We start from the raw sequence: 24,109 nt of genomic DNA on the forward strand, positions 1-24,109 counted from the left end.
GCCCTTAGCCTCCTCGCGAATTTCGAGGTGGGCCCGGAGGCAAGGGATGAACCAATATTGCAATGCCGGAGGCGTCACTGGAGACGATCCAGTGATTCTCCCGACTTGCCTGCCCTCCATCCAGAAGGCCGGACGATGAGCGATCAGCCTACACCCGGCCCTGCGCCGGCGGACCAACCTGCGGGCAAGGCCCGTTCTGCCGTTCCTGCCGCGATTCTTGTCACGTTGATCATCGCCGGCATCGTCGCCCTCTCGCTGTGGTATGTCGTGCGGCCCCAGCCCCTGCTGGTGCAGGGCGAAGCAGATGCGCGCCGTATCGATATCGCCGCCCGCATCGACGGGCGTGTGGCGCAGCGGCCGGTGGACCGCGGCCAGAACGTCACTCCCGGGGAAGTGCTGGTCGCCATCGACAATCCCGAACTCCTCACCCAGCTCAAGGAAGCGCAGGCGGCGCAGGCCGTCGCGGCCGCGGATCTTGCCCGCATCAATGTCGGCACCCGCGTCGAGGTCGTCAATGCTCGCCGCGCGGCCCTGGCCTCGGCGCAAGCCAATCTGACTCTGCAGCAGCAGACCTATGACCGCACGCGCCAGCTGACGGAAAAGGATTTCGCCTCCGTGCAGAAGCTCGACGAGGCGACCGCCTCGCTCGATATAGCGCACCGCTCGCTCGAACAGGCCAAGGCCGCCCTCGACGAAGCCGTGACCGGCTATACCGCCGAAGAGCATCAGGTCGCCGAGGCGAGCCTTGCCAAGGCCACAGCCGCGATCGCCACGCTCCAGGCGCAGGTGGCCGAACTGACGGTGACGGCCCCCTCCTCGGCGCAGGTCTACCAGGTCGGCACCGAGGTCGGCGAATATGTCTCGCCCGGCGTGGCGCTGCTCTCGCTGGTCGATCTCGGCGATGTCTGGCTGCGCTTCGACTTGCGCGAAGACCTGGTGAAGCGGCTCAAGATCGGCGACAAGGTGGTGGTGCGCATTCCTGCTCTGGGGGACCGCCAGGTGACCGTCGAGGTCCGCACCATCGCCACGAAGGGCGAATATGCCGGCTGGCGGGCCACGCGCGCTACCGGCGATTTCGACCTGCGCACCTTCGAGGTCCGTGCCTATCCGGTCGACAAGCAGCCCGACTTGCGGCCCGGCATGAGCGCCTATGTCGATCTTGCGGAGGGTGCGCGATGAGGGGGACCGGCATCGCCGCCGTCGCCGCTCGCGAGGTCAGCTGGATCCGGCGCGATCCGGTGGCTCTGCTGCTCCTCTTCGTGGCTCCGCTGCTCGCCTTCACGCTGCTGGCCGGCACTTTCAGCAATGTGGTGATCCGGGGCCTGCATGTCGATATCGTCGATGCCGACCGCTCCCAGACCTCGGCGTCTTTCGTCCAGGCCATTTCGGCCGCGCCGGGTGTCGACGTTGCCGCAAGGAGCGGTGATCTCACCGGCGCCATGCATGCGGTCCGCTCGGGCGCTGCGATCGCCGCCGTCTATATCCCTGAGAACTTCGAGCGCGACGTGCTGGCCGGCCGGCGGCCGCAGATCGTCGATCTCTTCAACAAGCAGTTCTTCACGCCCGGGAATATCGCCTCCAGCGGCATCCAGGCGGCCATCACAAGCGCGGCCGCCACCTTGCCCAATCCGCCCGGCCGCGCGGCTTCCTTCACACCCGGCACCCTGGACGTCGAGCAATATGTTCTCAGCAACCCCGCTTTGAACTATGCGCAATTCCTGTTGCGCGCGATCTTGCCGACGGTATTGCACATCATGATAGCCATCGCCGGCGCCTTCGCCGTCGGGTCGGAATTCGGCCGGCGCCGCAACGCGCGCGAATGGCTGGCGACGGCCGGCGGCAGCCCGCTTACCGCGCTGGTCGGCAAGCTCGCTCCCTACTTCGCCGTGTTCATCGTGCTCATGGCGGCGGGGCTCGGCGTCATCCACGGCCTCTTCGCCGTCCCCTTCCGCGGCGATTCGCTGCTCATGGGCGCGAGTGCGTTGCTCCTGATCACAGCCTATCTGTCGCTTGGCGCGCTCTTCGTGCTCCTGGTGCGCAACCTGCCGCTCGCCCTCTCGCTCACCGGCATCGTCTGCTCGCCCGCTTTCGGTTTCGCCGGCGTCGGTTTTCCCGTGCTTGGCATGGGGCCGTTCGCGCAGGCCTGGGGCACCATGCTGCCGGTGCGCTGGTATATCCAGATCCTGTTCGACCAGGGGGCGAGGGGCGCGCCTGCCGTCGATTCGTTGGGCGCCTTCCGGATGCTGGCCGGCCTCGCCGTGCTCTATTTCGCGCTCGCCTGGCTGCGGGCGCGGTCGGTCCTGCGTAATCCGCCCGTGCCGGCCGAGGCTGTTGCGCCCGGAACGGCCTCTTCCGGTCTCATCGGTAGCTTCCGTGCCGAATATGGCCGGGTCCTGCGCGATTCCGGCGCGTTCGGGCTGATCATCCTGGGCCCAGTACTTTATTCCGCGCTCTATCCCCAGCCCTATGTCGGCCAGCTCGTGCGCGATATCCCCATTGCCGTGGTCGACGACGACAATTCCGAGATCAGCCGCGCCATCGTGCAGGCGCTCGATGCCCATGAGGCGATCAAGGTCGTTGCGCGTCCCCTCAACCTCACCGATGCGCAGGCGGCGATCGCCCGGCGTGAGGTATATGGCGTCGTCTCCATTCCTGAGGGCACCGAGCGCGACATCCTCAACGGCCGGAAGGCGCGCATTCCGGCCTTTGTCGATTCGGCCTATTTCCTGGTCTACAACCGCACTTTGCAGGGCATCGCCGAAGCGGCCTCCGCCGTCTCCATCGATATTCTCGCCGGCTCGGCTCGGCCCGACGGCAGTCTCTACCGGGCGGCGCTGGTGCGCAGTTCCCCGGTCGAACTTCTGAGTCAGCCCTTGTTCAATCCCACCGGCGCCTATGGCGCCTATGTCGTGCCGGCCGCCTTCATCCTCATCCTGCAGCAGACCCTGGTGATGGGCGTCGCCACGCTCGGCGGCGTCGCCTATGAACAGGGGGCGGTCGCCGCGCGGCGAAGGCGTGGCCAGCCGCTGGCGCTGATCGGCCAGGCGCTGGCCCATCTGGCTTTGGCGCTGCCGGCCTACGCCCTGTATCTCGTCGTGATGCCCCATATCTACGGCTATGCCGCCAGCCCGCACCTGCTCGACCTCCTTGTGCTTTCCATCCCCTTCATCCTGTCGGTGAGTTTCCTCGGCCAGGCCCTCGGAGCCCTCGCCAAACGGCGCGAGACAGCGGTGATCATCCTGGTCGGCTTCGGACTGCCGCTGTTCTTCCTGGTTGGCGTCGCCTGGCCGCAGGAAGCGATTCCCGAGGTGGTGAGAGCCGCCAGCGCCGCCATTCCCTCGACCTTCGGCATCGATGCCATGGTGCGCATCAACCAGATGGGCGCGTCCGTGGCCGATGTGGCGGCGGATTGGCGAAGCCTCTGGATCCTGGCGGGCGTCTACGCCGCGCTCGCCTTCCTCTTGTCCCGCCTCGGTGCTGCAGAGGAGAAGCCGGCATGAGCAAGGCAAGCCGTATAGCCCTGGTGATCCTGGCAGGCGCGGCCGTGGCGGCCGGCGTGTTCTTCTATGAGCGCCAGCCCGCTCCAGCCGCGCCGATGCCCGCCGCCGGCATGGTGCGACGGACCGAGATCCGTCTCGCGCCAGAGGTCAATGGGCGCCTGGTGCAGGTGAGCGTCGCGCTGGGCCAGCATGTCGCCAAGGGCGATCTGCTCGCCGTCATCGACAACCCCGATCTCGTCGCCGCCCTTGGCCAGGCCCGTGCCGCGCTGGAGGCCGCCCGGGCCGACCGGGCGAATGTCTATGCCGGCGTGCGGGCCGAGGAGATCGATATTGCTGCCGGCGCGGTCGAGACGGCGCAGGCCAATCTCCTGCTCGCGCAGCAGCAGAACACGCGCGTGGTCGCGCTCAAGCAGCGCGGCTTCAACAGCGGCTCGCAGCTCGACGAGAGCAACGCTTCGCTCGCCAAGGCCACCGCCGATCTCGACCTCAAGAGGGCGGAGCTTGCCGCCGACAAGGCCGGGCCGACAGCCGAGGTGCGCGCTCTGGCTGACGCCAAGGTCGCCTTGGCCGAGAGCGCCGTGGCGGACGCGGAGGCAACCCTCGCCAAGACCCGCCTTCTCGCCCCGCAGGCCGGGACCGTCGGCACGGTGGTGTCCGAGATCGGCGAAGTGCTCACGCCCGGCAAGCCGATCGTGGTGCTCGTGCCGGAGGAAAGGCCCTGGACCTCCTTCGTCATGCGCGAGGACGAGCTGCGCGGCCTGACCATCGGCTCGCGGGTCTCACTGAGCACAAGCGGTGCCGGCCCCTTCGAAGCCGTGGTGAGCGAAATGCGCCCGCTTGGCGAATTCGCAACCTGGCGCGCCGCACGAGCCGTCGGCGACCACGACCTCAACAGCTTCACGCTCCGGCTCGATCCCACCGGTGAGGTGCAGGGGCTCGAACCGGGGATGACGGTGTTCATGGGCGGCCAGCGATAGCGGGGCGCGCCATGCGCAAGTGGCGGTCGGGGACCGCCACTCCTATCCCTCATTTCAGCGACGATCGTGTTCCGCAAGCGGTTTGACTGGACGGATTGTCGCCGTCGGATTATTCCCGTGATGCGAGGAGATCAGTTCCCGTCCCTGCCGCTGAAGAGGAAAACCAGTGACCGCCCGGATTGAAGATTACGCCCTCATCGGCGATTGCGAGACCGCTGCCCTGGTGTCGCGCGAAGGTTCGATCGACTGGTTGTGCTTTCCGCGCTTCGATTCTCCCGCCTCCTTTGCCGCTTTGCTCGGCACGCCCGAGAATGGGCGCTGGCGCATCGCCCCGACCGATCGCAATGCCCGCTCCAGCCGGCGCTACCGTCCGGATACGCTGATCCTGGAAACCACCTTCGAGACCGACCACGGCTCGGCAATGCTCATCGACTTCATGCCGCTGCGCGACAACTCGAACGACCTCGCGCGCATCGTCATCGGTCTCACCGGCAAGGTCGACTTCACCACCGATTTCGTGGCCCGCTTCGACTATGGCCGCACCGTGCCGTGGGTCTCCCAGACGGAGGACGGCGCCATCGTCGCCGTGGCGGGGCCGGACAGGCTGGTGCTGCGCACGCCCGTGCCGCTGCAAGGGGCGGATCTCCACACGGCCGGCTCCTTCAGCGTCTCGGCTGGCGAGCGGGTGCCCTTTCTGCTGACCTATACCGCCTCCCATCTGCCGATCATGGCCAGCCGGGATGTCGAAACGGCGCTCGCCGATACCGAGAATTTCTGGCACGAGTTCGCCTCGCGCTGCCCGCCGGTGGGCCGCTACACCGAGACGGTGAAGCGCTCGCTGATCACGCTCAAGGCGCTCACCTATATGCCGACGGGCGGCATCGTCGCCGCCGCCACCACCTCGCTGCCCGAGCAGATCGGCGGCACCCGCAACTGGGACTATCGCTATTGCTGGCTGCGCGACGCCACCATGACGCTGCAGGCCTTCATGAAGCTCGGCTATTACGAGGAGGCCTCGGCCTGGCGCGAATGGCTGATGCGCGCCATCGCCGGCGCGCCGGAGCAGATGCAGATCATGTATGGCGTCTCCGGCGAGCGCAACCTGCTCGAGTGGGAGCCGCGCTGGCTGCAGGGCTTCGAGAACTCGCGACCCGTGCGCATCGGCAACGCCGCCGCCGAGCAGTTCCAGCTCGACGTCTATGGCGAGGTGGCCGACGCCATGCTGCAGGCGGCAATGGGCGGCATGCCGCGCCATCCGCGCACCCGCGCCCTCAGCGAGGTGATCCTGCCCTATTTGCAAAGCGCCTGGCGCCGGCCGGACGAGGGCATCTGGGAGGTGCGCGGCGGCGCCCAGCACTTCACCCACTCCAAGGTGATGGCCTGGGTCGCCTTCGACCGTGCCGCCACCATGTCGGCCCAGACGGGCGACCGGCCCGATTTCGTCGAGCGCTGCCGGGCCATTGCCGACGAGATCCATCAGGATGTCTGCCAGAAGGCCTTCGACCCCGCGCTCGACAGCTTCGTGCAGGCCTATGGCTCCAAGACCATCGATGCCAGCCTCCTGCTGCTCCCGCTGGTGGGCTTCCTGCCGGCGGACGATCCGCGCGTGACCGGCACGGTAAAGGCCATCGAGGACACGCTGCTGCATCACGGCCTCGCGCATCGCTATCACACCGACCGCGTGGATGACGGCCTGCCGCCGGGCGAGGGCACCTTCCTCGTCTGCAGCTTCTGGCTGGCCGACGTCTACACGCTGCAGAACCGCTACGGCGATGCCCGCCGTCTCTATGAGCGGCTGCAGAGCCTGTGCAACGATGTCGGGCTGCTCTCGGAGGAGTATGATCCGGTGGCCGGCCGCATGCTGGGCAATTTCCCGCAGGCCTTCAGCCATATCGGCCTGATCAACACGGCCCTCAACCTCGCCCGCAGCAGCGGCCCGGCCGAGGAACGCGCGGAAGCGGCAGGCGAAGCACCGAAGGAGTCGGAGCCGGTGTGAAGGGGAGGGGGCAGCGAGGACTTTCCGAGGAGGCGAGCTATAGATTTTACGCATCCCTATATCGAGTGCAGCTTGGCCGGGGTCCCTGAATCTCTCGGCTGGGCGAGATGAGACGTCCCAGGATGGAGCGCGCCTCCAAAGCCCCCTCGCCCCGTTCTTACGGGGAGAGGATAGAGGTGAGGGGCAGCGCAGGGTTATGAGATTGGCGTTCTCTAAGGCATGGCGGTCTAGGTGGTGCGCGCCGTCTTGCTATATTTCATTGATTTAATTGAGAAAACAATCCTGCCAAGGTCGCGTAGCCCCTCACCTCCATCCTCTCCCCGTAAGAACGGGGCGAGGGGACGCGACCGGCTCGCTTCATTCTAATCCGCCTCATCTCGCCCATGCGCTGCTCAAGGGCGTCGGCCATCGCCACCTTTGCGCGCAATTCACGTTTTCTGCATTACGATCTTGCAGGAACGCAGAATACCTTGCTGCCGTTGCCTGTCATAGTTGACGGTCTTCTCCATATCGGCATTGATATGCAGTGGGTCGGAGAACAAAGGACTATGGTGCGGGCGTCGTCTCCTAGTTCAGAGAGTCAGAGCCACTCGCAATCGGGTGGCAAGACGCTGGAACCACTCTTCACCTACATCTGGAAGAACAGCCGCAGGCAGCAGATCTACATCATCGTTATCGTGCTGGTCTCGCTGCCTTTCTATTATTTTTCTCTGGATCTTCCGCGCGGCATCGTCAATGACGCCATCCAGGGCCGGGCCTTCAGCAAGGGCACCCTGGAAGTTCCGCTCATCCATATCGACCTGGAATTGCCCGATTTCCTCGGCGGCTACGTCTTCAAATACACGGCGCTGCCGCTCTCGCGCATGGAATATCTGATGGCGCTCAGCCTGATCTTCATCGTGCTGGTGATGATCAACGGCTTCTTCCGCTATGTCATCAACATGCAGAAAGGCAAGCTCGGCGAATTGCTGCTGCGGCGCCTGCGCCTCGACCTCTTCAACCTCCTGCTGCGCTTCAGTCCAGAGGCGATCCGCTCCGTCCGCTCGGCCGAGGTCGCCACCATCATCCGCGACGAGGTCGAGCCGATCGGCGGCTTCGTCGGCGATGCCTTCATCCAGCCCGCCTTCCTCGGCAGCCAGGCCGCGACCGCGCTCGCCTTCATCGTCCTGCAAAGCCCTCTCCTGGGCCTGCTGGCCGGGCTGATGGTGCTGGTGCAGGCCATCGTCATTCCCCGGATGCGGCGCGAGCAATTGCGCCTCGGCCGCCTGCGCCAGATACGCTCGCGCACCCTCGCCGGCCAGGTCGGCGAGATCGTCGACAGCATGGCGGAGGTGAGCAACCACAACACGCGCGGCTATGAAGGACAGAAGATCACGGCCATCCTCAACGACCTGTTCTGGATCCGCTACGATCTCTATGGGCGCAAGTTCATGGTGAAGTTCATCAACTCGACGCTGTCGCAGATCACGCCCTTCCTGTTCTATTCGATCGGCGGCTATTTTGCCCTGCGCGGCAGTCTCGACATCGGCCAGCTCGTCGCGGTCATCGCCGCCTATCGAGACCTGCCGCCGCCCACCAAGGAGCTGATCGACTGGGACCAGCAGCGCCTGGACGTGCAGGTCAAATATGCCCAGATCGTCGAGCAGTTCGCACTGGCGGAACTGCCGCCCGCAACGGGCACGCCGCCGCCGGCGATCGCCGGCAGCATCGAGATGGAGGCGCTCAGGGTGCGCAGCCCGAGCGGCGATATGCTGCTCGACGGCATCAACCTCACCCTGCCGGTCGGCCAGCATGTCCTGCTCACCGGCTCGCGCGGGGAGGGCTATGTCGCCATCGCGCAGGTCTTGGCCCGGCGCTACTCCGATTATTCCGGCAAGGTGCGCCTCGCCGGCCATGACCTCGCCAACCTTCCCTCCCGCTGGCTCGGCGCCAAGCTTGCCTATCTCGGCCCCGATCCGCCGCTCTTCGGCGGCACGCTGCGCCACAACCTGACCTACAGCCTACGCCGGCCCGCACCCGAGCCGCCCGAGATGCGGTCCAACACGGATTGGGGGGACGAGCCAGACAGTGAGGCGGACGTTGCGGACGAGCGCCCGGCCGCCGCTGAAGCCTCATCCGCGGCCGAGGGAGAGCTCATCGAGTTGCTGCACGACACGGGCCTTGCCGAAACGGTGTTCGCCCTCGGCCTTGCCAGCGACCTGCCGGAGGATCCTGGCACCGATCTCAGCAGCCGTATCGTCAAGGCACGGCTTGCCGTGATCGAGGATCTCGAAGCGAGCGGCTCGGCCGCCTGCATCGAAGCCTTCGATCCCGGCAGCTACAATCACCATGCCACGATCGGCGAGAACATCTTCTTCGGCGTGCTCAGACGCAAGGCCAGCCTGGACACGCTGACCGACGATGTCGTCATCCTCGCCTTCCTGAGGGAAAACGGGCTTTTCGACGATATCCTTGCCCTCGGCCTCAACGTCGCTGCCACCACCTGCGAGATCTTCGCCCAGGTCTCGAACGATCATATTCTGTTCGACCGCTTCTCCTTCATTTCCTACAGCGACCTGCCGCGCTTCGCCGACATCGTGGCGCGTGCCGGCCGGATGGGTATTCCCTCGCTCAGCAAGCCCGACCGCCAGGCCCTTGCGGCGCTCGCCTTCGAATATTGCGAGACGCAGCACCATCTCGGCCTGCTGACAGAGGCTGTTGCAGCCAAGGCGCTGTGGGTGCGCGGCAATCTGATGCGGGCGGGCGCCGGCGTCCTCAAGGATGCCATCGAGTTCTACGATCCCGGGCGCCTGTGCGTCTCGGCCAGCCTGCGCGACAATCTGCTGTTCGGCCGCATCAACCATGCCATTCCCGGCGCCGAGCAACGCGTCAGCCACGCACTCCATGCGGCGGTGCGGCGCTATGATCTCGACGGCACGGTCTTCGGCCTGGGCCTCGACCATGAGGTCGGGCCGAAGGGGCGCGCGCTGATGGTGACGCAACGCGCGGCGATCGGCCTGGTGCGCTGCCTGATCAAGCGCCCCGAGATCCTCATCCTGGACCAGCCGGTGCTCTCCACCTCCGGCGAGGAGCAGCAGAGGATCTTCTCGGCGGTGCGCCGTCGCATGGCCGGGCGCACGCTGCTGGCCGCCATGCGCGACCCCCCGCCGGGCGAGGCCTTCGATCTCGTGGTCACCACGGCTGGTAACCGCATCGAGCGCTCGCCCCAGGCCGCAGTGGGCGGGTCGCCGGTGGCGGAGGAAGCTGCGCCGGAGGAGCGGCCCGAAATCAGGGCCCTTCGCGCGGTGCCGATGTTCGCCCTGCTGGACACGCCGCGTCTCAAGCTGATCGCCATCACCAGCGAGCGCGTGCGATTTTCCGACGGCCAGACGCTGTTCCACCAGGACGACGAGAGCGATGCCGCCTACATCATCCTGTCCGGGGGGGTCGAAGTCTTCGCGGAACTCCCCGAAGGCCGCGAGCATCTCGCCAGCAGCGGGGCAAACTCCATTATCGGCGAGATGGGCCTGATCAGCGATGCACCGCGCTCGGCCACCGTCGTCGCGGTGGGCGATGTCGTGGCCCTGCGCCTCGCCCGCGATGTCTTCCTCAACCTCGTTGCCGAAATCCCTATGCTCGCTCTGGAGATCATGCGCAAGCAGATCGCCCGCCTCAACAAGGCCGAGCAACGCTTCCGCCATTAGAGCGTCTCACTTTCGAGTCGAGTCACCAAGAACCGCAAAATGCATTCGGTGCCAACGAGTTAATCTGGAAATCCGCTCCTGCCGGAATGCATCTTGCTCTGAGGCGTTTTGCGATTTGCCGGAATCGGCAAGGATCGCAAGGACGCGTCGAAACAAAGAGTGAGAGCAAAGCAGCGTTCACGCTTAAACGCGCCTTGCTCCAGGAAAGGCCGTCCCATGCGCGTAGTCACGGTCACGCCCGCCACGATAGGCGCCGTCATTGCAGGGGTGAAGCCTGGCGACATCGTCGAACTGGAACCCGGCCTTTACAGCAGGCCGTTTTCGCTCACGAACCTGCGGGGAGAACCAGGCAGGCCGATCACCCTGCGCGGGACCAGCTGGGCTGTCATCGATGGCGGGCGCATGGCGGAGGAATACCGGATCGAGGCAAACTATCGCGCCCGCCAGGTGCAGCTCGAGGGAAAATATCCCGGTCTGTGGCCGTATATGGGCGAGGCGATGATCGCCTTACAGGGGTGTTCGCATATCGTCCTGGAAGACCTGACGATCCGCCGCTGCTGGCCCACCGCGATCCATCTCGGCGACAGCCAGGATATCATCATCCGGCGCACGGATATCACTGACGGCACCTTCGCCATTGCGGCGAGCGGGGCCTCGACGCAGGGCATTGTCATCGACAGCGTGCGCTGGTGCCAGGATGTCACGCGCAACCGCATCTGGCGCAGTGCGGCCTGGATGTCCGTGCATGGCGATCAGGATGTCGACATCGCCAATGACTGGCGGCTCTATGATGGCGATTTCTTCCGGTCGGAAAGCATCAGGGGCGGGGTCACCATCAGCCATTGCCAGGTCGAGCATGCCTTCAACGCCGTGCATGGCTTCAACCCCGGCAAGGACGCCAGCCTCAACACGAATTTCTGCGTGCGCGACTGCAGCTTTTCCTATGTCCGCGACAATGTCTTCGAACCGGAGGACTGTGCGATCAATTGGTGGTTCCACCGCAACCGGCTCTACAATGTACACAAGTGGTGTTCCATCGAAGCCCAGTTCTCCGCCTATATCTATATCTTCGCCAATCTCTCCTGGTTCGACGAGATTCCGGGGCGGCATGGACAGGGCAACCGTACCGGCGGCATGTTCAAGCTCGGCCCCAAGCAGGACAAGGGCGCCGGCCCGCATTACATCTTCAACAATTCCTTCGCTGCCCGCAGCGACTATGCCCCGGCGGGCGTGCTGCGTGGGCTGCGCCACTGGGCCAATGCGGTGCGTTTCTGCCAGGCCGGCGAAGGAGTGTGCGACGGCAAGACAACGTTCTTCGGGGACCTGAAGAAGAAGGCCTCTGAGACCGGTGATCGCTTCACCAACAACTGGAAAGGCAATGACATCGACTTCGCCGACGACGTTATTGCCCATCCCCAGTATACGGCGGTTCTCAAAAGGAACCACTATGGTCCCTTCCGCGACTCGCTGGCCGCCGATCCCGGCTTCCGCGATGCGGGGTGGCCCGGCCAGGGGGGCGCGGGCCTGATGCTGGCCGCCGGCAGCCCCTGCCGGGGACGTGCGCCTGAACAGACCGTCATGCTGCCTGACGGCGGCATGGCGCTCCTTCCGGCCGGCCGCGATGTCGGTGCCTTCCAGGGCGAAGAGCTCATGCGCTGGCGTGAATTCGTGCCCTATGCGCCGCCGACCGTGTGAGGGCGGCTGGACCGGGCTTTGTTCTACGCTGCCCGGCACGCCACCGTTACAGCCTCGCGCATCACGATGCTGCGCGCCCGGCGTGCGGTCTTTTCGCGCAACTTTGTGGCGGTTTGATTTCCCTCGCGCCTGTCCTGCGCGCAGGATGGCGCTGTCTCGCGGAGGGAGTTTCGATGAAGTCCTTGATGAATGCCCTGTTCAACGGTCCGGCCTGGCGGACCTTCCTGCTGATGGGGATGTTCGCGGGTCTCTTCGCGATCACTTCCTACGATCTTCTGATGCTGTTCAGCGCCAATTTCAACTTCATCACGGCCTATGGCGTGATGGCGCTGATGGAAGGCGGCCTGCGCCAGTTCGTCGAACTGGTGATCTCGGGCTATCTCAGCCTCGCCTTCTACATCCTGTTCAAGGGCTGCCTGTACGGACTGCTGGCGCGGGTGGCGCCGCATTGAGGAGGGCATCGGGCTCGACACGGGAATCGGCCCGATGCCATGGAAGAGGCCGGCGGTGGGCCAGCCTCTCCCTACTTTTCAGCGCCATGCCGGGGCTCAGAGCTTGGCGAGCATGCGGCAGAGCTTGATCAGGTCGGCGTCGTAATCGTCGGAGGCGCCGAGGACCAGCGAACAGCGCTTCTTCAGCGCGATGCGCTCGCTGCGGCTCATATTGGCGAGTTGCGATGAGACATTGCCGACGTTCACGCCTGTGTTCGGCGGGCTGCCAGGGGTGCCCGGCGTCGATGGATCCGTCCCGGGGACGTTGACGCCGACATTGGCGTTGACGCCGCTCTGGTTGTTCAGGGAGGCTTTGACGTTGGCATCCGCCGCCGGTGTGTTGACATTGATGTTGGCATTGACGCCCGTCGCGCCCGTCGCCGAAGCATCCACATTGGCGTTGACGTTGCCGACATTGGCCGTGGTGTTCGAGTTCAGGCCGTTGCCGTTCAGGCTGGTGTTGCTGTTCACCCCGACCGAACCGACATTGGCGCCAATATGGGCGCCAAGGCCGCCCACGCCGCCGGTACTCTGGGCAAGAGCCGGTGCTGACATTACCAAAATACCGACGACACCAGCCGCAACGGCCAGCTTGTAGCAATCCTTGCAGGTGATCTCAAACATCTAGGGCCTCCGCCAGTTGTCGACTCCAACGACCAGATCAAAGTCCCGGCGCGGGAGTTCGTGAGCTTGCGGAACGCGCCGGATGCTGCGTGGTTCCAAAAAAATACGCATATATTTGCAAATCAGCAATAAAATTAGATAAATATTTTCTTGAATGCTTTTGAATTATTAGTTTTCATTTTAATTTTGATTTAATTTATCGAAAATTTAAAAAATAAGTCTTAAACTTATTAAGAATAGATAGATCAAACATACCAGAATATCTTGAAATTGACGCAGCGCGTTATCCGCCACGAAAGGGTTTGTTAGCACGGCAGGAGAAGTCAAACGCAAGGGCCGGGCGAAGCGAAATCCGCCTTTGCGTGCACGAATTGCAGTTTCGAAGGAGCCATATACTACCTCCGTCAATCACAATATTCCTACCTAATAAGGAGTATAATAAAGAGGTAGATTAATACTAATTTGGCCAGAAAAGCCTCCCGCACCTTGAGGTGGGGAGGCTCCGTGTCGATCGCGCCGGTCAGAACGGGGAGTCGGGGTAGTAGAAGTCCTTGGCGTTGTCCTTCGTCACCAGCGTGGCGTCGAGGATGTAATTGCCGTTCACCGGCAGCTTGTCGTAGAGGTGAGCGGCCGTGAGGTCCATGGCGATCGCCACCATCGCCGGCGGGTAGAGCACGTCCACCGGGACCATGCTGTCGCCGTCCATCACCTTCTTGACCATGTCCTTCATGCCGGCCCCGCCGACGACGAACTTGATGTCGGTGCGGTTGGCCTGCTTGATGGCTTCGAGCACGCCCACAGCCATGTCGTCATCCTGGCACCAGACGGCGTCGATCTTGGGGTGCTTGGTCAGGAAGTCCTGCATCACCTTGAAGGCGTCGTCGCGGCTCCAATTGCCGAACTGGCTGTCGATCACCTTGATGTCGGAACCCTTCAGCCCCTCGTTGAAGGCGTTGACGCGCTGTTCGTCGATGACGATGGGCAGGCCGCGGATGACCACGATATCGCCCTTGCCGCCGAGCTTGTCCTTGACATAGGCAGCCGAGACGGCGCCGAGATTGGGATTGTTGCCGGCGACATAGAGGTCCTGGATCGGCTCGCGCAAGGCGCGGTCGACCACGGTGACGAAGATGCCCTTGGCCTTCACGGCCTTGAGCGGATCGGTGAGCTCGTCGGAATTATGCGGTAGCGTGACGAGCGCGTCGATGCCCTGGGTGGTCAGGTCTTCCAGGGCGTTGGCCTGCGCGGCGCCATCGGGCGAAGTCTTGACGATGACCTTGAGGCCGGGATAGCGCGCCTCCAGGGCCTTGGCTTCCTCCTGGGCGTGATAGACGACACCGCCGGTCCAGCCATGGTCGGCGGCCGGGATCGAGACGGCGATGGTCTTGGTGTCGGCGGCCTGGGCCGCCAGGCCCGCAGCGGCGATGAAGCCCGCTGCCAGCAGGCCGGTGAGCAGTTTGCGCATATGTTCCTCCCTTGCGCCGAAGCCTTGACGTCAGGGGGCCCCATCCCTGTTCCCTGGGAGCGCGGACGTCCCGTCCGCTCTTCCTTTTTTCAACGAGCGTGACGTTTCCAAGAGGCGGACGAGACGTCCGTGCTCCCAGGGTTCAACGCCTCCTCGACAGCGAGCGCTGCACCAGCATGGCGAGGATGATGATCGCGCCCTGCACCACGCCGATCAGCTTCTCGTCGATCAGGTTGGAGAGCAGCATGATGTTGCCGATGGTCTCCAGGATCACCGCGCCGCAGATCGAGCCCCAGATGCGCCCGACGCCACCACGCAGCGCCGTGCCGCCCACCACCACGGCCGTGATCGCTTGCAACTCGTAGGTGATGCCGGTGGTGGCGGTCGAGGAGCGCAGGCGCGGCACGTAGATCGCCACCGCGATGGCGACGCAGATGCCCTGAATGATGTAGGTGAGAAGCCTGACGCGGTTGACCGAGATGCCCGAATAGCGCGCCACATCCTCGTTGGAGCCGACGGCCATCACATGCCGGCCAAACGTGGTGCGGTAGAGCAGGAAGGCGCCGATCAGCGCCACCGCGGCCACCACGATGACGGGTATGGGTATGCCCAGGAGCTTGCCGGCATAGACGGGCGCGTAGGTGCTGGAAAGCGCGCTCGAGCGCATCGAGATGGTGCCGCCGCCCGCCAGCCAGGTCTGCAGCGAGCGGAAGATCGTCATGGTGCCGAGCGTGACGATGAAGGGCTCGATGCCGCCCATGGTGACGCCGATGCCGTTGGCGGCGCCGCAGACGATGCCGAGCATCAGCGCGACGGCGATGCCGGCGGTGAGCAGGGCGTAGGTGTCCTGGAAATAGCCGCCGTTGAAGAACAGGATCATCACGCCTGAGATCAGCGCCAGCATCGAGCCGACCGAGAGATCGAGCCCGCCCGCGGTGATCACGAAGGTGGCGCCCACGGCGATGACGGCCACGAAGGAGCAGCGCGCCAGCACATTGGCGAGGTTGTCGAAGGTCAGGAATACCGGGTTGACGAGATAGCCGAGCACCATCAGCACGGCCAGCGCGGCAAAGGGCGCCGCGGCGCGCATGTCGAGCTCGCGCCACCAGTTCGCCGAACGGGTCGGGGCTGCGGAGTCACTCATGGCATCCACTCGTGGTTCGGTGCGGGTGTGAGAGAGGAGAGTCGGCGGGACCATCTCCGTCATTGCGAGCGCAGCGAAGCAACCCAGGGGTGGTAGGCGCTACCCTCTGGCCCCTGGATTGCTTCGCTGCGCTCGCAATGACGGTGTGCCAGCGTGGGAGAACAAGCCCTCTCATTGCGCGATCCTCGCCTCCTTCTCGGCGACCCCAGTGGCGTGAACCACGATCTCGGATTCCGTCATCGCATCGCCGCTGACCTCGCCGGCGATGCGGCCGTTGCGCATAACCAGGATGCGATGGCACACGCCGATCAGTTCCTGCATCTCCGAGGAGATCACGATCACCGCCTTGCCATTGGCGGCGAGGGTGGCGATGAAGCGGTAGATCTGCTCCCTGGTGCCGATGTCGATGCCGCGCGTCGGCTCGTCGATGATGACGATGCTGGGCTCCAGCAGCATCATTTTCGCCAGCAGGAGCTTTTGCTGGTTGCCGCCCGAGAGCTGGCCGGCCAGCAGCGTCTTGGCGCGGGCACGGATGTCGAATTCGGTGAAGGCCCGGTTCAGCGCCGTCCACTCCCTGACCTTGTCGATCAGCGGGCCGCGGGTGAAGCGCTCCAGCGCCGCCAGAGTGAGGTTGGTGCGCAGGTCCTTGGCAAGCAGCAGGCCCTTGCCCTTGCGATCCTCGCTCAGATAGACGATCCCGGCGTCCATGGCCTGGCGGGCATTGCGGAAATTGAGGAGCGTACCACGCACACGCACCGCACCCGAGCCCGGGCGCAGGCCGAGCAGGCCCTCGAACAGCTCCGTACGCCCGGCACCGATCAGCCCGGCAAACCCGAGGATCTCGCCTTCATGCAGCCGGAAGCTCGCGCCGGCGGCATAGCCGGGCACATCGAAATTCTCGGCCTCGAAGACGAGGCGGTCCTGCTTCGGCGCCGTCTTGGGCGGGTAGAGATGCGCCATGTCGCGGCCCACCATCAGCTGGGCCATGTCGAGCGGTTCCAGCGACGAAGCCTCGCGCGTGGCGATCCACTTGCCGTCGCGCAGCACGGTGACGCGATCGGCGATCGCCTTCACCTCGTTGAGACGGTGGGAGATGTAAAGCACGCCGATGCCCTTGGCGCGGATCACAGCGATCACCTTGAGCAGGGCCTGCGTCTCCACCGGCGTGAGGGAGGCGGTGGGCTCGTCGAAGACCACGACGCGGTGTGGCACCAGCAGGGCCCTGGCGATCTGCACGAGCTGGCGCCTTGCAATGGAAAGGCGCTCGACCACGCGGGTCGGATCGATATCGGCGCCGAGATCGTGCACCGCCCTGGCCGCGGCTTCGTTCATGGCGCGGTCGTCGACCACGAGGCCGCGGCGGATCTCGCGGCCGAGGAAGATGTTCTGGGCGACGGTGAGATGCGGCGCGAGCAGGATCTCCTGATGCACCAGCACGATGCCGCGGTGTTCGGCATCGACGGGGCCGGTGAAATGCACCTCCTGGCCGTCGATGGCAAGGCGCCCCTTGCTCGGCTGCAGATGGCCGGCCAGGATCTTCATGAGCGTGGTCTTGCCCGCACCGTTCTCGCCGATGATGGCATGGACTTCGCCAGCCTTGAGGTCGAGCGAGATATTGCTCAGCACCTCGATGGAGCCGAAGCTCTTGGACAAAGCGCTGGCGGACAGGATCGGCACGGTCCCGTCCTCTCGCGCGGCCCTGTTCTCCTCATGCTGAGACAAGATGCGTTCCCGGCTGCGTTTCCCGTCCGAGGTCTTCCCGCCTTCTCTCGCGCGGAATGAGTTACGTACCTCGAAACGCCGCCAGATTAGTCGGACCTGTGGCGCTGTCAATCCGGGCGAGCGCAACCTGTCGAAACTGTAACCCTATCTCTCGGATGGGGAGGCGGCGCCAATTGCCTCCATTCTCGACGAGCCGGTTGAGGACATTCCGGCGCTTGCCTGCCCCGGGGATTCAGCAGCGTTCCGGAACCAAGGCTTGCTGCAGGCTGGATCATCACCGGGCCAAATCCTGCGAGGACAAGCCCGGTGATGAAGACCGATACGCCAAGCCTCACCTGGCTGTCTTATCGATCCGCGTTCTTGATCAGATATTTGTTGGCGATGGCCTTGAACGAAATCTCGCCGTCAAGCCGCTTGAACACCACACCTTCCCGGTCACGCTGCGGATTGAGGGACGATCCCTCGGCATAAGCGAGGATCGTTTTCATATCCCCGCCGAACCTGTCGAGCGTGGTGACTTCCAGGAAGGGCACCTCCTCGATCGAAGCACCCCGTTCCCTGAGACCGGCGATCGCCTGGGAACGCGCCTCCCGACCGAGATAGGCCTGCCGATCGATATCGAAGATATCGTAGAGGTAGATGTGCTGCCCCTTGAGCTTCTCATTGTTGCCCTGGATGCCTTCGCCGACCAATTCGCCCTGGAGCGCCAGGTTGCGGCCATAGGCTTCCAATGCTTCGAGAACGCGATCCCGCCGCGCCACCCGCCAGAGCGTGTTGCTCGCAGTCTCGCGCAGCCACCAATTGCGTCCGCACACGCCAAGCGACTGGTCCTGTCGGAACAGCGTGATGCTAGAGCCGTCGAGCTTGACCGTTACCTCGAAGGCCTGGTCGCGCTGCTCGTGCAGGAGATGCGCCAGGTTCTGGATGCGCTCCTGGTCGGTCTTGCGGATGAAGGAAGGCATTGCGCCTTCTACCTCGCCCGCAAGCGAGGCCGGAATGGGCGCTTCCCATTTGAGAATCCCCAGCCTGTCGCTGAGATCAACCTGACGATCGCGAGGGTGCTCGAATTCCCGCAACTCCGGGAAGATCTCCCTGGAGAGCGCGAGGCCCTGCGAGATCTGGCCACGCAGTTTCACCGTCCTGAGCCGAACGCCTTCGCGTCCTTCCCAGTTGGTCTTGTTCTTCATCAGGAAGTCGTAGCGGGGATCTTCGGCGGGCAGGAAGCTGTCGATCTCGAAATAGATGCAAGCTTCGCCCGGCTGGAACTCGCCCTTCTTAATGACGATCTCCCAGCCCTCGGTGGTTGCGCATTCGATGGCGTCGGCATCGGGAATTGGCCGGATCGTGTCGATCCTGCGGATCGTAACTAGATTTCTCATGACACATGCTCGAGCTGTCTGGTGTGAAAGTGTTTGCGGCCAGACAAACGTTCGAGCAGCAAGATGCAGGATGCCGTAAGGGCATCATCTGCGGCGGCTTCCTTAATCCGACGCGGCCGTTCATGCAACGGTCAGTCCCGGCGTCGGTGCGAGTCAGGGTACCTTCACGCGGTAGCCATCGAGGAAGAGCCGCACGGCGGCCTCGGTGCGCCGGCGCATCTCGGCCGGCGTCTCGGGAATGCCGACCAGCGCGCGTCCGCGGGCGCCCTGCACCACCAGGGTGACGAAGAGCTCGGTCGCCATCACCGGATCGTCGAAATGGACCTCGCCGCGGGTCTGGTAGGTGGTCAGTACACGCGTGACGCTGCCCAGCACATTGAGTCGCATCTTGTCGACGAACAGACTGCTCAAGGCCGGAAAGCGGTGGAGTTCGGTGATGACGAGGCGATAGAGCGCCAGAGCTTCGGGCTGCGTGGCGGCGACCTCCAGCATTTCGGCGAAGGCTTGCAGGCCCTGGTCGACTGGCGCCGGGCCGACCTCGTAACTGCCGATGAAGGAGAGCCGCTCCTGGATCAGGCGCCTCAGCGTGTCGGCGAAAAGGTCGCCCTTGTCGCGGTAGCGGGCATAGACGAAGCGCTTGGCGACTCCGGCCTCTTCGGCGATCGCCTCCAGCGAAACGCCGTCAAGGCCGCGGGTGATGAAGAGCCGGGCGGCGGTATCGAGCAGCGCCCGGTGCCGCCGCTCCGCTTCCGCACGCGTCGGCCGCCCGCCGGGCCCGCGGCGGAAGGCGTTCTGCGTGGCGATGAGAGTCGAGTCGGACATGTCTAATTTATTTTATGGGGCCTAGGGGCGCAGAGACAAAACGCAAGTCGCTGACTGGAGGGCGCGAGGTGAGCCTCCCCCACGAAGCTGGGGGAGGTGGCCCGACGAAGTCGGGTCGGAGGGGGTGTGGTCCGACGATCTCGACCTCACATGGAAAGGCTCGAGTCCTATTCCAAACCAGAGCCTCGTTCTGTTGATCAGGAGCCCGTAGGGCCACACCCCCTCCGTCATTGCTTCGCAATGCCACCTCCCCCAGCTTCGTGGGGGAGGCTCTCGTGTAGCGCCCTTCCCCACACACTCTTCCCCTCTTCCGCCTTGATCTTGCCCTTAATCAGCGCATAATGCAACGAGAACGTTGCGTTGCATTTGGTGCCCCTGTGAATCGCTCCCTGGTCTTTGTCATCATTGCCCTGCTGGTGGCGGGTGCGGCCCTGTTCCGGAAGTTCGAGGCTGGCGAGGGCAGCCCCGGCTGGCAGGGCTATGCCGAAGCCGATTACGTCAAGGTCGGGCCGACGCAGCAGGGCACGCTGGTCTCGCTGTCGGTCGGGCGGGGCGACGAGGTGAAGGAAGGCCAGCCGCTGTTCTCGCAGGACGACACGCAGGACGAGGCCGCCGTCGACCAGGCGCGCCAGCAGCTTGCCCAGGTGAAGGCGCAGGTCGCCAATCTCCAGGCCGGCGGCAAGGATACCGAGATCCGCCAGGCCGAGGCCAATCTTGCCGATGCCATCGCCACGCGTGACCGTTCGCAATCGGATCTCCAGCGCGCCGAGACGCTGCTGAAGAGCGGCAACACCACTTTCCAGAACATCGACCTATTGCGTGCGGCCGCAACTTCCGCAGTGGCGCGTGTCGCGGTCGCCGAGGCGGCGCTTGCCCAGATCAAGGCGCCAATGGGACGCCCGGGCGAGATCGAGGCTGAGCAGGCGGCCGTAAGCGCTGCCGAAGCCGCGCTCGCACAGGCCCAATGGCGGTTGGACCAGCGCCATGTCGCCGCCCCGGTCGGCGGGCGCGTCGCCGACACGCTGGCGCTGCCGGGCGAAACGATGGCCGCCGGCGCGCCGGTCGTCTCGCTGCTGCCGCCTGCCAACATCTTCGTGCGCTTCTTCGTGCCGGAACCCGATCTCGCCAGGCTGCATCGCGGCGACCAGGTGAGAATCCGCTGCGACAATTGTGCGGCCGGCCTCACCGGCACCATCTCCTTCGTGGCGCCGCAGCCGCAATATACGCCGCCGATCATCTACAGCGACACGACGCGGGCCAAGCTCGTCTACCTCATCGAGGCCAGGCCGCCGCCTGAGCAGGCGATACTGCTGAAGCCCGGCCAGCCCGTCGACGTGCATCCCTCGAACGAGGCGCCGGCCAAGGCGGCTGCGCCATGAGCATGAACGGCAACACCCCGCTCGCCATCGATGTCCGCCACCTGCGCAAGAGCTTCGGCGAGCGCAAGGTGGTGGAAGACCTCACCTTGCAGGTGCCGGAAGGCGAGATCTGCGGCTTTCTCGGCGCGAACGGCTCGGGCAAGACCACCACCATCCGCATGCTCTGCGGCCTGCTCACGCCCGATGGCGGCGAGGGGACGTGCCTGGGCTTCGACGTGCTCAAGGAGCCGCTGAAGATCCGCCGCCAGGTCGGCTACATGACGCAGCGCTTCAGCTTCTACGAAGACCTCACGGTGCGGGAGAATCTCGACTTCGTCGCCAGGCTCTACGAGATCCCCAGGCGCGAAGCGGCCATCGACGACGTGATGCAGCGCATGGGCATCGCCGACCGCGCCACCCAGCTTGCCGGCCAGCTCTCGGGGGGCTGGAAGCAGCGCCTGGCGCTGTCGGCCTGCATCCTGCACCAGCCCCGGCTCCTGCTCCTCGACGAGCCGACAGCCGGCGTCGACGCCAAGGCGCGCCGCGAGTTCTGGGACATGATCCATGACCTCGCCGGCAAGGGCCTCACCGTGCTGGTCTCCACCCATTACATGGACGAGGCCGAGCGCTGCCAGCGCATCCTCTATCTTTCCAATGGCCGCATCGTGGTGCAGGGCACGGCGCCGGAGGTGGTTGAGAATGCCCATCTCGTCACCTTCGAAGGCACGGGCGAGAATATCGACGATGCCTCGCGCATCCTGCGCCAGACACCCGGCGTCGAAGCCGCCGCCGTGTTCGGCCGGTCGCTCCACGTCGCCGGATCCGACCGCGAGGCGCTGAAGAAGGCCATCGCCTCGCTGCCGGACGCTTTCACCTTGACCTGGGAGGAAGTCGAGCCGCGGCTGGAAGATGTCTTCATCCACCTCCTCAGCCAGTCGGGAGGGTGATCATGGGCTTCTCCTTCTGGCGTTTCATGGCGGTGCTGCGCAAGGAATGGACGCAGATGCGGCGCGATCCGATGACGCTGCGCCTCATCATCGTGCTGCCGCTGATGCAGCTCTTCCTGTTCGGCTACGCCATCAATTCCGACCCCAAGAATCTGCCCACCGGCCTGCTCTCGGCCGACCATTCGCAATATGAGCGCACCCTTGTGGAGGCGCTGCGCAACACCGGCTATTACGATTTCATCGAAATGAAATCGGAGCAGCAGGCCGAACAGGCGATCGCGCGGGGCGATGTGATCTTTGTGCTCAACATCCCGCCCAATTTCGGCCGCTCGATCGATCGCGGCGAAAGCCCTTCCGTATTGCTCGATGCCGATGCCACCGATCCCACCGCCATCGGCAACGCCACCGCGGCCCTTGCCTCGCTCGGCTCGATCTTCGACCGCGACCTGCCGCCGACCATGCGCTCGACCATGGGTACGCAGCCCTTCCAGTTCCAGGTGCACGCCCGCTACAATCCCGAGCAGCTCACCGTGCTCAACATCGTGCCCGGCCTGATCGGCACGGTGCTGGTGTTCTCGACGCTGATCATCACCACGCTCTCCATCACCAAGGAGCGCGAGCGCGGCACCATGGAGAACCTGCTCGCCATGCCGGTGCGGCCGGTGGAGGTGATGCTCGGCAAGATCGTGCCCTATATCGGCATCGGCTATCTGCAGATCATCCTGATCATCTCGATCTCGATCTTCGCCTTCCATCTGCCGGTGCGCGGCTCGATCTCGCTGCTCTTCCTGGCGCTCGGCCTGTTCATCGCCTGCAACCTGGCGCTCGGCTTCACCTTCTCCACCGTCTCGGCCACGCAGATGCAGGCCCAGCAGATGGCGCAGTTCACGCTGCTGCCCTCGATGATGCTGTCGGGCTTCATGTTCCCCTTCAAGGGCATGCCGGTGTGGGCGCAGTGGCTCGGCGAGATCCTGCCGCTCACCCACGCCCTGAGGATCATCCGCGGCGTGCTGCTGAAGGGTAATGGCCTTACGGAGATCTGGCCGGAACTCTGGCCGATCGCGCTGTTTGCGCTGTTTACGGGGTTTATCGCGGTGTATTTCTATCGAGAGACGCTGGATTGACCTGGAAGCGCGGACGTCCCAACGACACTCAAGAGGGGGTCGGGCGATCCGCTCTTGGGAACGATGCGGATGCCGAAAGGCGCGACGGTGGGAGCGTTCCTGGGACCGCAGGCGTCTCGCCTGCATCTTCCTTTCCTGCAGGCGACCCGGTTCCAAGAGCAGGCGAGACGCCTGCGATCCCAGGAACGCCTCGGCCGTATATGCTTTAAGCCGCGAACCTCTCCCGATACGCCTGCGGCGTCGTTGCGAGCTGCCGCGCGAAGCTCCTGCGCATCGTCTCCTCCGAGCCAAAGCCACATTGCCGCACGATCTTCTTCAGCGGCAGATCCGTATCCGTCAGCAGCAGCCGCGCCTGCTCGACGCGCAGCCGCTCCACCGCCTGGGCCGGCGGCAGGCCGGTCGCCTGGCGATAATGGCGCTGGAAGCTGCGCTCGCTCATGGCGCAGCGCGCGGCGAGGGCGGGGATGGAGAGATCCCTGGCGAGGTTCTCGCGCATCCAGCCATGCAGGGTTTCGAAGCGTTCCTCGCCATGCTGCAGCGCCAGGGCGGCGCTGTATTGCGACTGGCCGCCGGGACGCTTGAGGAAGACCACGAGGTCGCGCGCCACCGCCATCGCCACGGCGCGGCCGAGATCGCGCTCCACCAGAGCGAGCGCGAGGTCGATGCCGGCGGTGACGCCCGCCGAGGTCCAGAGCTTGCCGTCCTCGATGAAGATCGGATCGGGCTCGATCTTGGCGGCCGGGAAGGTCCGAGCCAGCAGATCGCAGGAATCCCAATGCGTAACGGCCCGGCGGCCATCGAGCAGGCCGGCCGCGCCGGCGAGAAAGGCGCCCGTGCAGATCGAGGCGATGCGGCGGGTGTTCAGCGCCTTGCGGGCGATCCACGCCACCAGGTTGGGATCCCTGAGCGCCTCATGCACCGCATCGCCGCCCGCGATCACCAGCGTGTCGCAGGGCTCGTCCGCGTCGGGCAAGGGCTCGCTCAGCAGAGTGAGGCCGGCCCAGGCCATGGTCTGACCCTGCCGGGCAATGATGCGCAGGCGGTAGACCGGAGCCTGCCCCGCATCCTCGAGGACGCGATTGGCCGTGGCGAAGACCTGCATCGGACCGGCGATATCAAGAAGCTGGAAGTTTTGAAAAGCGAGCAGGTCGACCCTGCGCTCGATCTGGTCAGGCATGGTGG

The 24,109-nt window shown here is 64.9% G+C and carries 17 protein-coding genes; 10 read left to right on the forward strand and 7 right to left on the reverse strand.

Annotated elements, in window-relative coordinates:
- Positions 1-135 precede the first annotated feature (135 nt).
- The 7 genes from QQL24_RS18860 to QQL24_RS18890 all read left to right on the forward strand — a co-directional run bounded on the left by QQL24_RS18860 (position 136) and on the right by QQL24_RS18890 (position 12,303).
- Positions 136-1,179 carry an HlyD family secretion protein gene (locus QQL24_RS18860; protein WP_284313842.1) on the forward strand — a complete coding sequence of 348 codons (1,044 nt, stop codon included), beginning with the start codon at positions 136-138 and terminating at the stop codon, positions 1,177-1,179.
- Positions 1,176-3,500 (forward strand): ABC transporter permease, encoded by a 2,325-nt coding sequence (locus QQL24_RS18865; protein ID WP_284313843.1) that lies wholly within the window; start codon positions 1,176-1,178, stop codon positions 3,498-3,500. The genes QQL24_RS18860 and QQL24_RS18865 overlap by 4 nt, the downstream gene beginning before the upstream one ends.
- Positions 3,497-4,477: an HlyD family secretion protein gene (locus QQL24_RS18870; protein ID WP_284313844.1), complete on the forward strand. Its 981-nt coding sequence runs from the start codon at positions 3,497-3,499 to the stop codon at positions 4,475-4,477. The genes QQL24_RS18865 and QQL24_RS18870 overlap by 4 nt, the downstream gene beginning before the upstream one ends.
- 166 nt (positions 4,478-4,643) lie before the next feature.
- Positions 4,644-6,473, forward strand: coding sequence for a glycoside hydrolase family 15 protein (locus QQL24_RS18875; RefSeq protein WP_284313845.1), 1,830 nt, complete (start codon positions 4,644-4,646; stop codon positions 6,471-6,473).
- 548 nt (positions 6,474-7,021) lie between these two features.
- Positions 7,022-10,156: a cyclic nucleotide-binding domain-containing protein gene (locus tag QQL24_RS18880; RefSeq protein ID WP_284313846.1), complete on the forward strand. Its 3,135-nt coding sequence runs from the start codon at positions 7,022-7,024 to the stop codon at positions 10,154-10,156.
- A 216-nt stretch (positions 10,157-10,372) separates the two neighbouring features.
- Positions 10,373-11,851 (forward strand): right-handed parallel beta-helix repeat-containing protein, encoded by a 1,479-nt coding sequence (locus QQL24_RS18885; RefSeq protein WP_284313847.1) that lies wholly within the window; start codon positions 10,373-10,375, stop codon positions 11,849-11,851.
- A gap of 173 nt (positions 11,852-12,024) precedes the next feature.
- Entirely contained in the window at positions 12,025-12,303 is a 279-nt protein-coding gene (locus QQL24_RS18890; RefSeq protein WP_284313848.1) for a hypothetical protein, read from the forward strand.
- A 96-nt stretch (positions 12,304-12,399) separates the two neighbouring features.
- Here the strand turns inward: QQL24_RS18890 and QQL24_RS18895 are convergent, their stop codons facing one another.
- From QQL24_RS18895 to QQL24_RS18920, 6 genes are all read right to left on the reverse strand, one after another.
- Positions 12,400-12,966, reverse strand: a complete 567-nt coding sequence (locus QQL24_RS18895) for a hypothetical protein (protein WP_284313849.1) — start codon at positions 12,964-12,966, stop codon at positions 12,400-12,402.
- 520 nt (positions 12,967-13,486) lie between these two features.
- The gene (locus QQL24_RS18900) at positions 13,487-14,431 is read right to left on the reverse strand and encodes an ABC transporter substrate-binding protein (RefSeq protein WP_284313850.1); all 945 of its coding nucleotides are present in this window, start codon (positions 14,429-14,431) and stop codon (positions 13,487-13,489) included.
- Positions 14,432-14,573: 142 nt separating this feature from the next.
- Positions 14,574-15,575, reverse strand: a complete 1,002-nt coding sequence (locus tag QQL24_RS18905; protein ID WP_284313851.1) for an ABC transporter permease — start codon at positions 15,573-15,575, stop codon at positions 14,574-14,576.
- Positions 15,576-15,746: 171 nt separating this feature from the next.
- A complete protein-coding gene (locus QQL24_RS18910; RefSeq protein ID WP_431310714.1) occupies positions 15,747-17,297 on the reverse strand; it encodes a sugar ABC transporter ATP-binding protein in 1,551 nt (516 codons plus the stop codon).
- A 344-nt stretch (positions 17,298-17,641) separates the two neighbouring features.
- Entirely contained in the window at positions 17,642-18,676 is a 1,035-nt protein-coding gene (locus QQL24_RS18915; protein ID WP_284313852.1) for an RNA ligase (ATP), read from the reverse strand.
- A gap of 153 nt (positions 18,677-18,829) precedes the next feature.
- On the reverse strand, positions 18,830-19,498 hold the full coding sequence (locus QQL24_RS18920; protein ID WP_284313853.1) for a TetR/AcrR family transcriptional regulator: 669 nt from the start codon (positions 19,496-19,498) through the stop codon (positions 18,830-18,832).
- A 377-nt stretch (positions 19,499-19,875) separates the two neighbouring features.
- Here QQL24_RS18920 and QQL24_RS18925 point away from each other — a divergent pair, with 377 nt between their 5' ends.
- Genes QQL24_RS18925 through QQL24_RS18935 form a run of 3 tightly spaced genes read left to right on the forward strand, consistent with a single transcriptional unit; the run spans position 19,876 to position 22,927 of the window.
- Complete coding sequence (locus QQL24_RS18925; protein WP_284313854.1) at positions 19,876-20,877, forward strand: HlyD family secretion protein; 1,002 nt, start codon at positions 19,876-19,878, stop codon at positions 20,875-20,877.
- Positions 20,878-20,879: 2 nt separating this feature from the next.
- A complete protein-coding gene (locus tag QQL24_RS18930) occupies positions 20,880-21,803 on the forward strand; it encodes an ABC transporter ATP-binding protein (RefSeq protein ID WP_284313901.1) in 924 nt (307 codons plus the stop codon).
- A 2-nt stretch (positions 21,804-21,805) separates the two neighbouring features.
- A complete protein-coding gene (locus QQL24_RS18935) occupies positions 21,806-22,927 on the forward strand; it encodes an ABC transporter permease (RefSeq protein ID WP_284313855.1) in 1,122 nt (373 codons plus the stop codon).
- 205 nt (positions 22,928-23,132) lie between these two features.
- Here the strand turns inward: QQL24_RS18935 and QQL24_RS18940 are convergent, their stop codons facing one another.
- Positions 23,133-24,104 carry a GlxA family transcriptional regulator gene (locus QQL24_RS18940; RefSeq protein WP_284313856.1) on the reverse strand — a complete coding sequence of 324 codons (972 nt, stop codon included), beginning with the start codon at positions 24,102-24,104 and terminating at the stop codon, positions 23,133-23,135.
- Positions 24,105-24,109: the final 5 nt, after the last annotated feature.

Origin of the sequence: Labrys miyagiensis, from assembly GCF_030160835.1 — a bacterium.
GTDB lineage: Bacteria > Pseudomonadota > Alphaproteobacteria > Rhizobiales > Labraceae > Labrys > Labrys miyagiensis.

Coding starts and splice junctions, on each gene's coding strand:
- QQL24_RS18860 (WP_284313842.1), top strand. CDS start 136: ATGAGCGATCAGCCTACACCCGGCCCTGCGCCGGCGGACCAACCTGCG.
- QQL24_RS18880 (WP_284313846.1), top strand. CDS start 7,022: ATGGTGCGGGCGTCGTCTCCTAGTTCAGAGAGTCAGAGCCACTCGCAA.
- QQL24_RS18940 (WP_284313856.1), bottom strand. CDS start 24,104: ATGCCTGACCAGATCGAGCGCAGGGTCGACCTGCTCGCTTTTCAAAAC.
- QQL24_RS18890 (WP_284313848.1), top strand. CDS start 12,025: ATGAAGTCCTTGATGAATGCCCTGTTCAACGGTCCGGCCTGGCGGACC.
- QQL24_RS18885 (WP_284313847.1), top strand. CDS start 10,373: ATGCGCGTAGTCACGGTCACGCCCGCCACGATAGGCGCCGTCATTGCA.
- QQL24_RS18920 (WP_284313853.1), bottom strand. CDS start 19,498: ATGTCCGACTCGACTCTCATCGCCACGCAGAACGCCTTCCGCCGCGGG.
- QQL24_RS18935 (WP_284313855.1), top strand. CDS start 21,806: ATGGGCTTCTCCTTCTGGCGTTTCATGGCGGTGCTGCGCAAGGAATGG.
- QQL24_RS18930 (WP_284313901.1), top strand. CDS start 20,880: ATGAACGGCAACACCCCGCTCGCCATCGATGTCCGCCACCTGCGCAAG.
- QQL24_RS18905 (WP_284313851.1), bottom strand. CDS start 15,575: ATGAGTGACTCCGCAGCCCCGACCCGTTCGGCGAACTGGTGGCGCGAG.
- QQL24_RS18865 (WP_284313843.1), top strand. CDS start 1,176: ATGAGGGGGACCGGCATCGCCGCCGTCGCCGCTCGCGAGGTCAGCTGG.
- QQL24_RS18915 (WP_284313852.1), bottom strand. CDS start 18,676: ATGAGAAATCTAGTTACGATCCGCAGGATCGACACGATCCGGCCAATT.
- QQL24_RS18870 (WP_284313844.1), top strand. CDS start 3,497: ATGAGCAAGGCAAGCCGTATAGCCCTGGTGATCCTGGCAGGCGCGGCC.
- QQL24_RS18895 (WP_284313849.1), bottom strand. CDS start 12,966: ATGTTTGAGATCACCTGCAAGGATTGCTACAAGCTGGCCGTTGCGGCT.
- QQL24_RS18900 (WP_284313850.1), bottom strand. CDS start 14,431: ATGCGCAAACTGCTCACCGGCCTGCTGGCAGCGGGCTTCATCGCCGCT.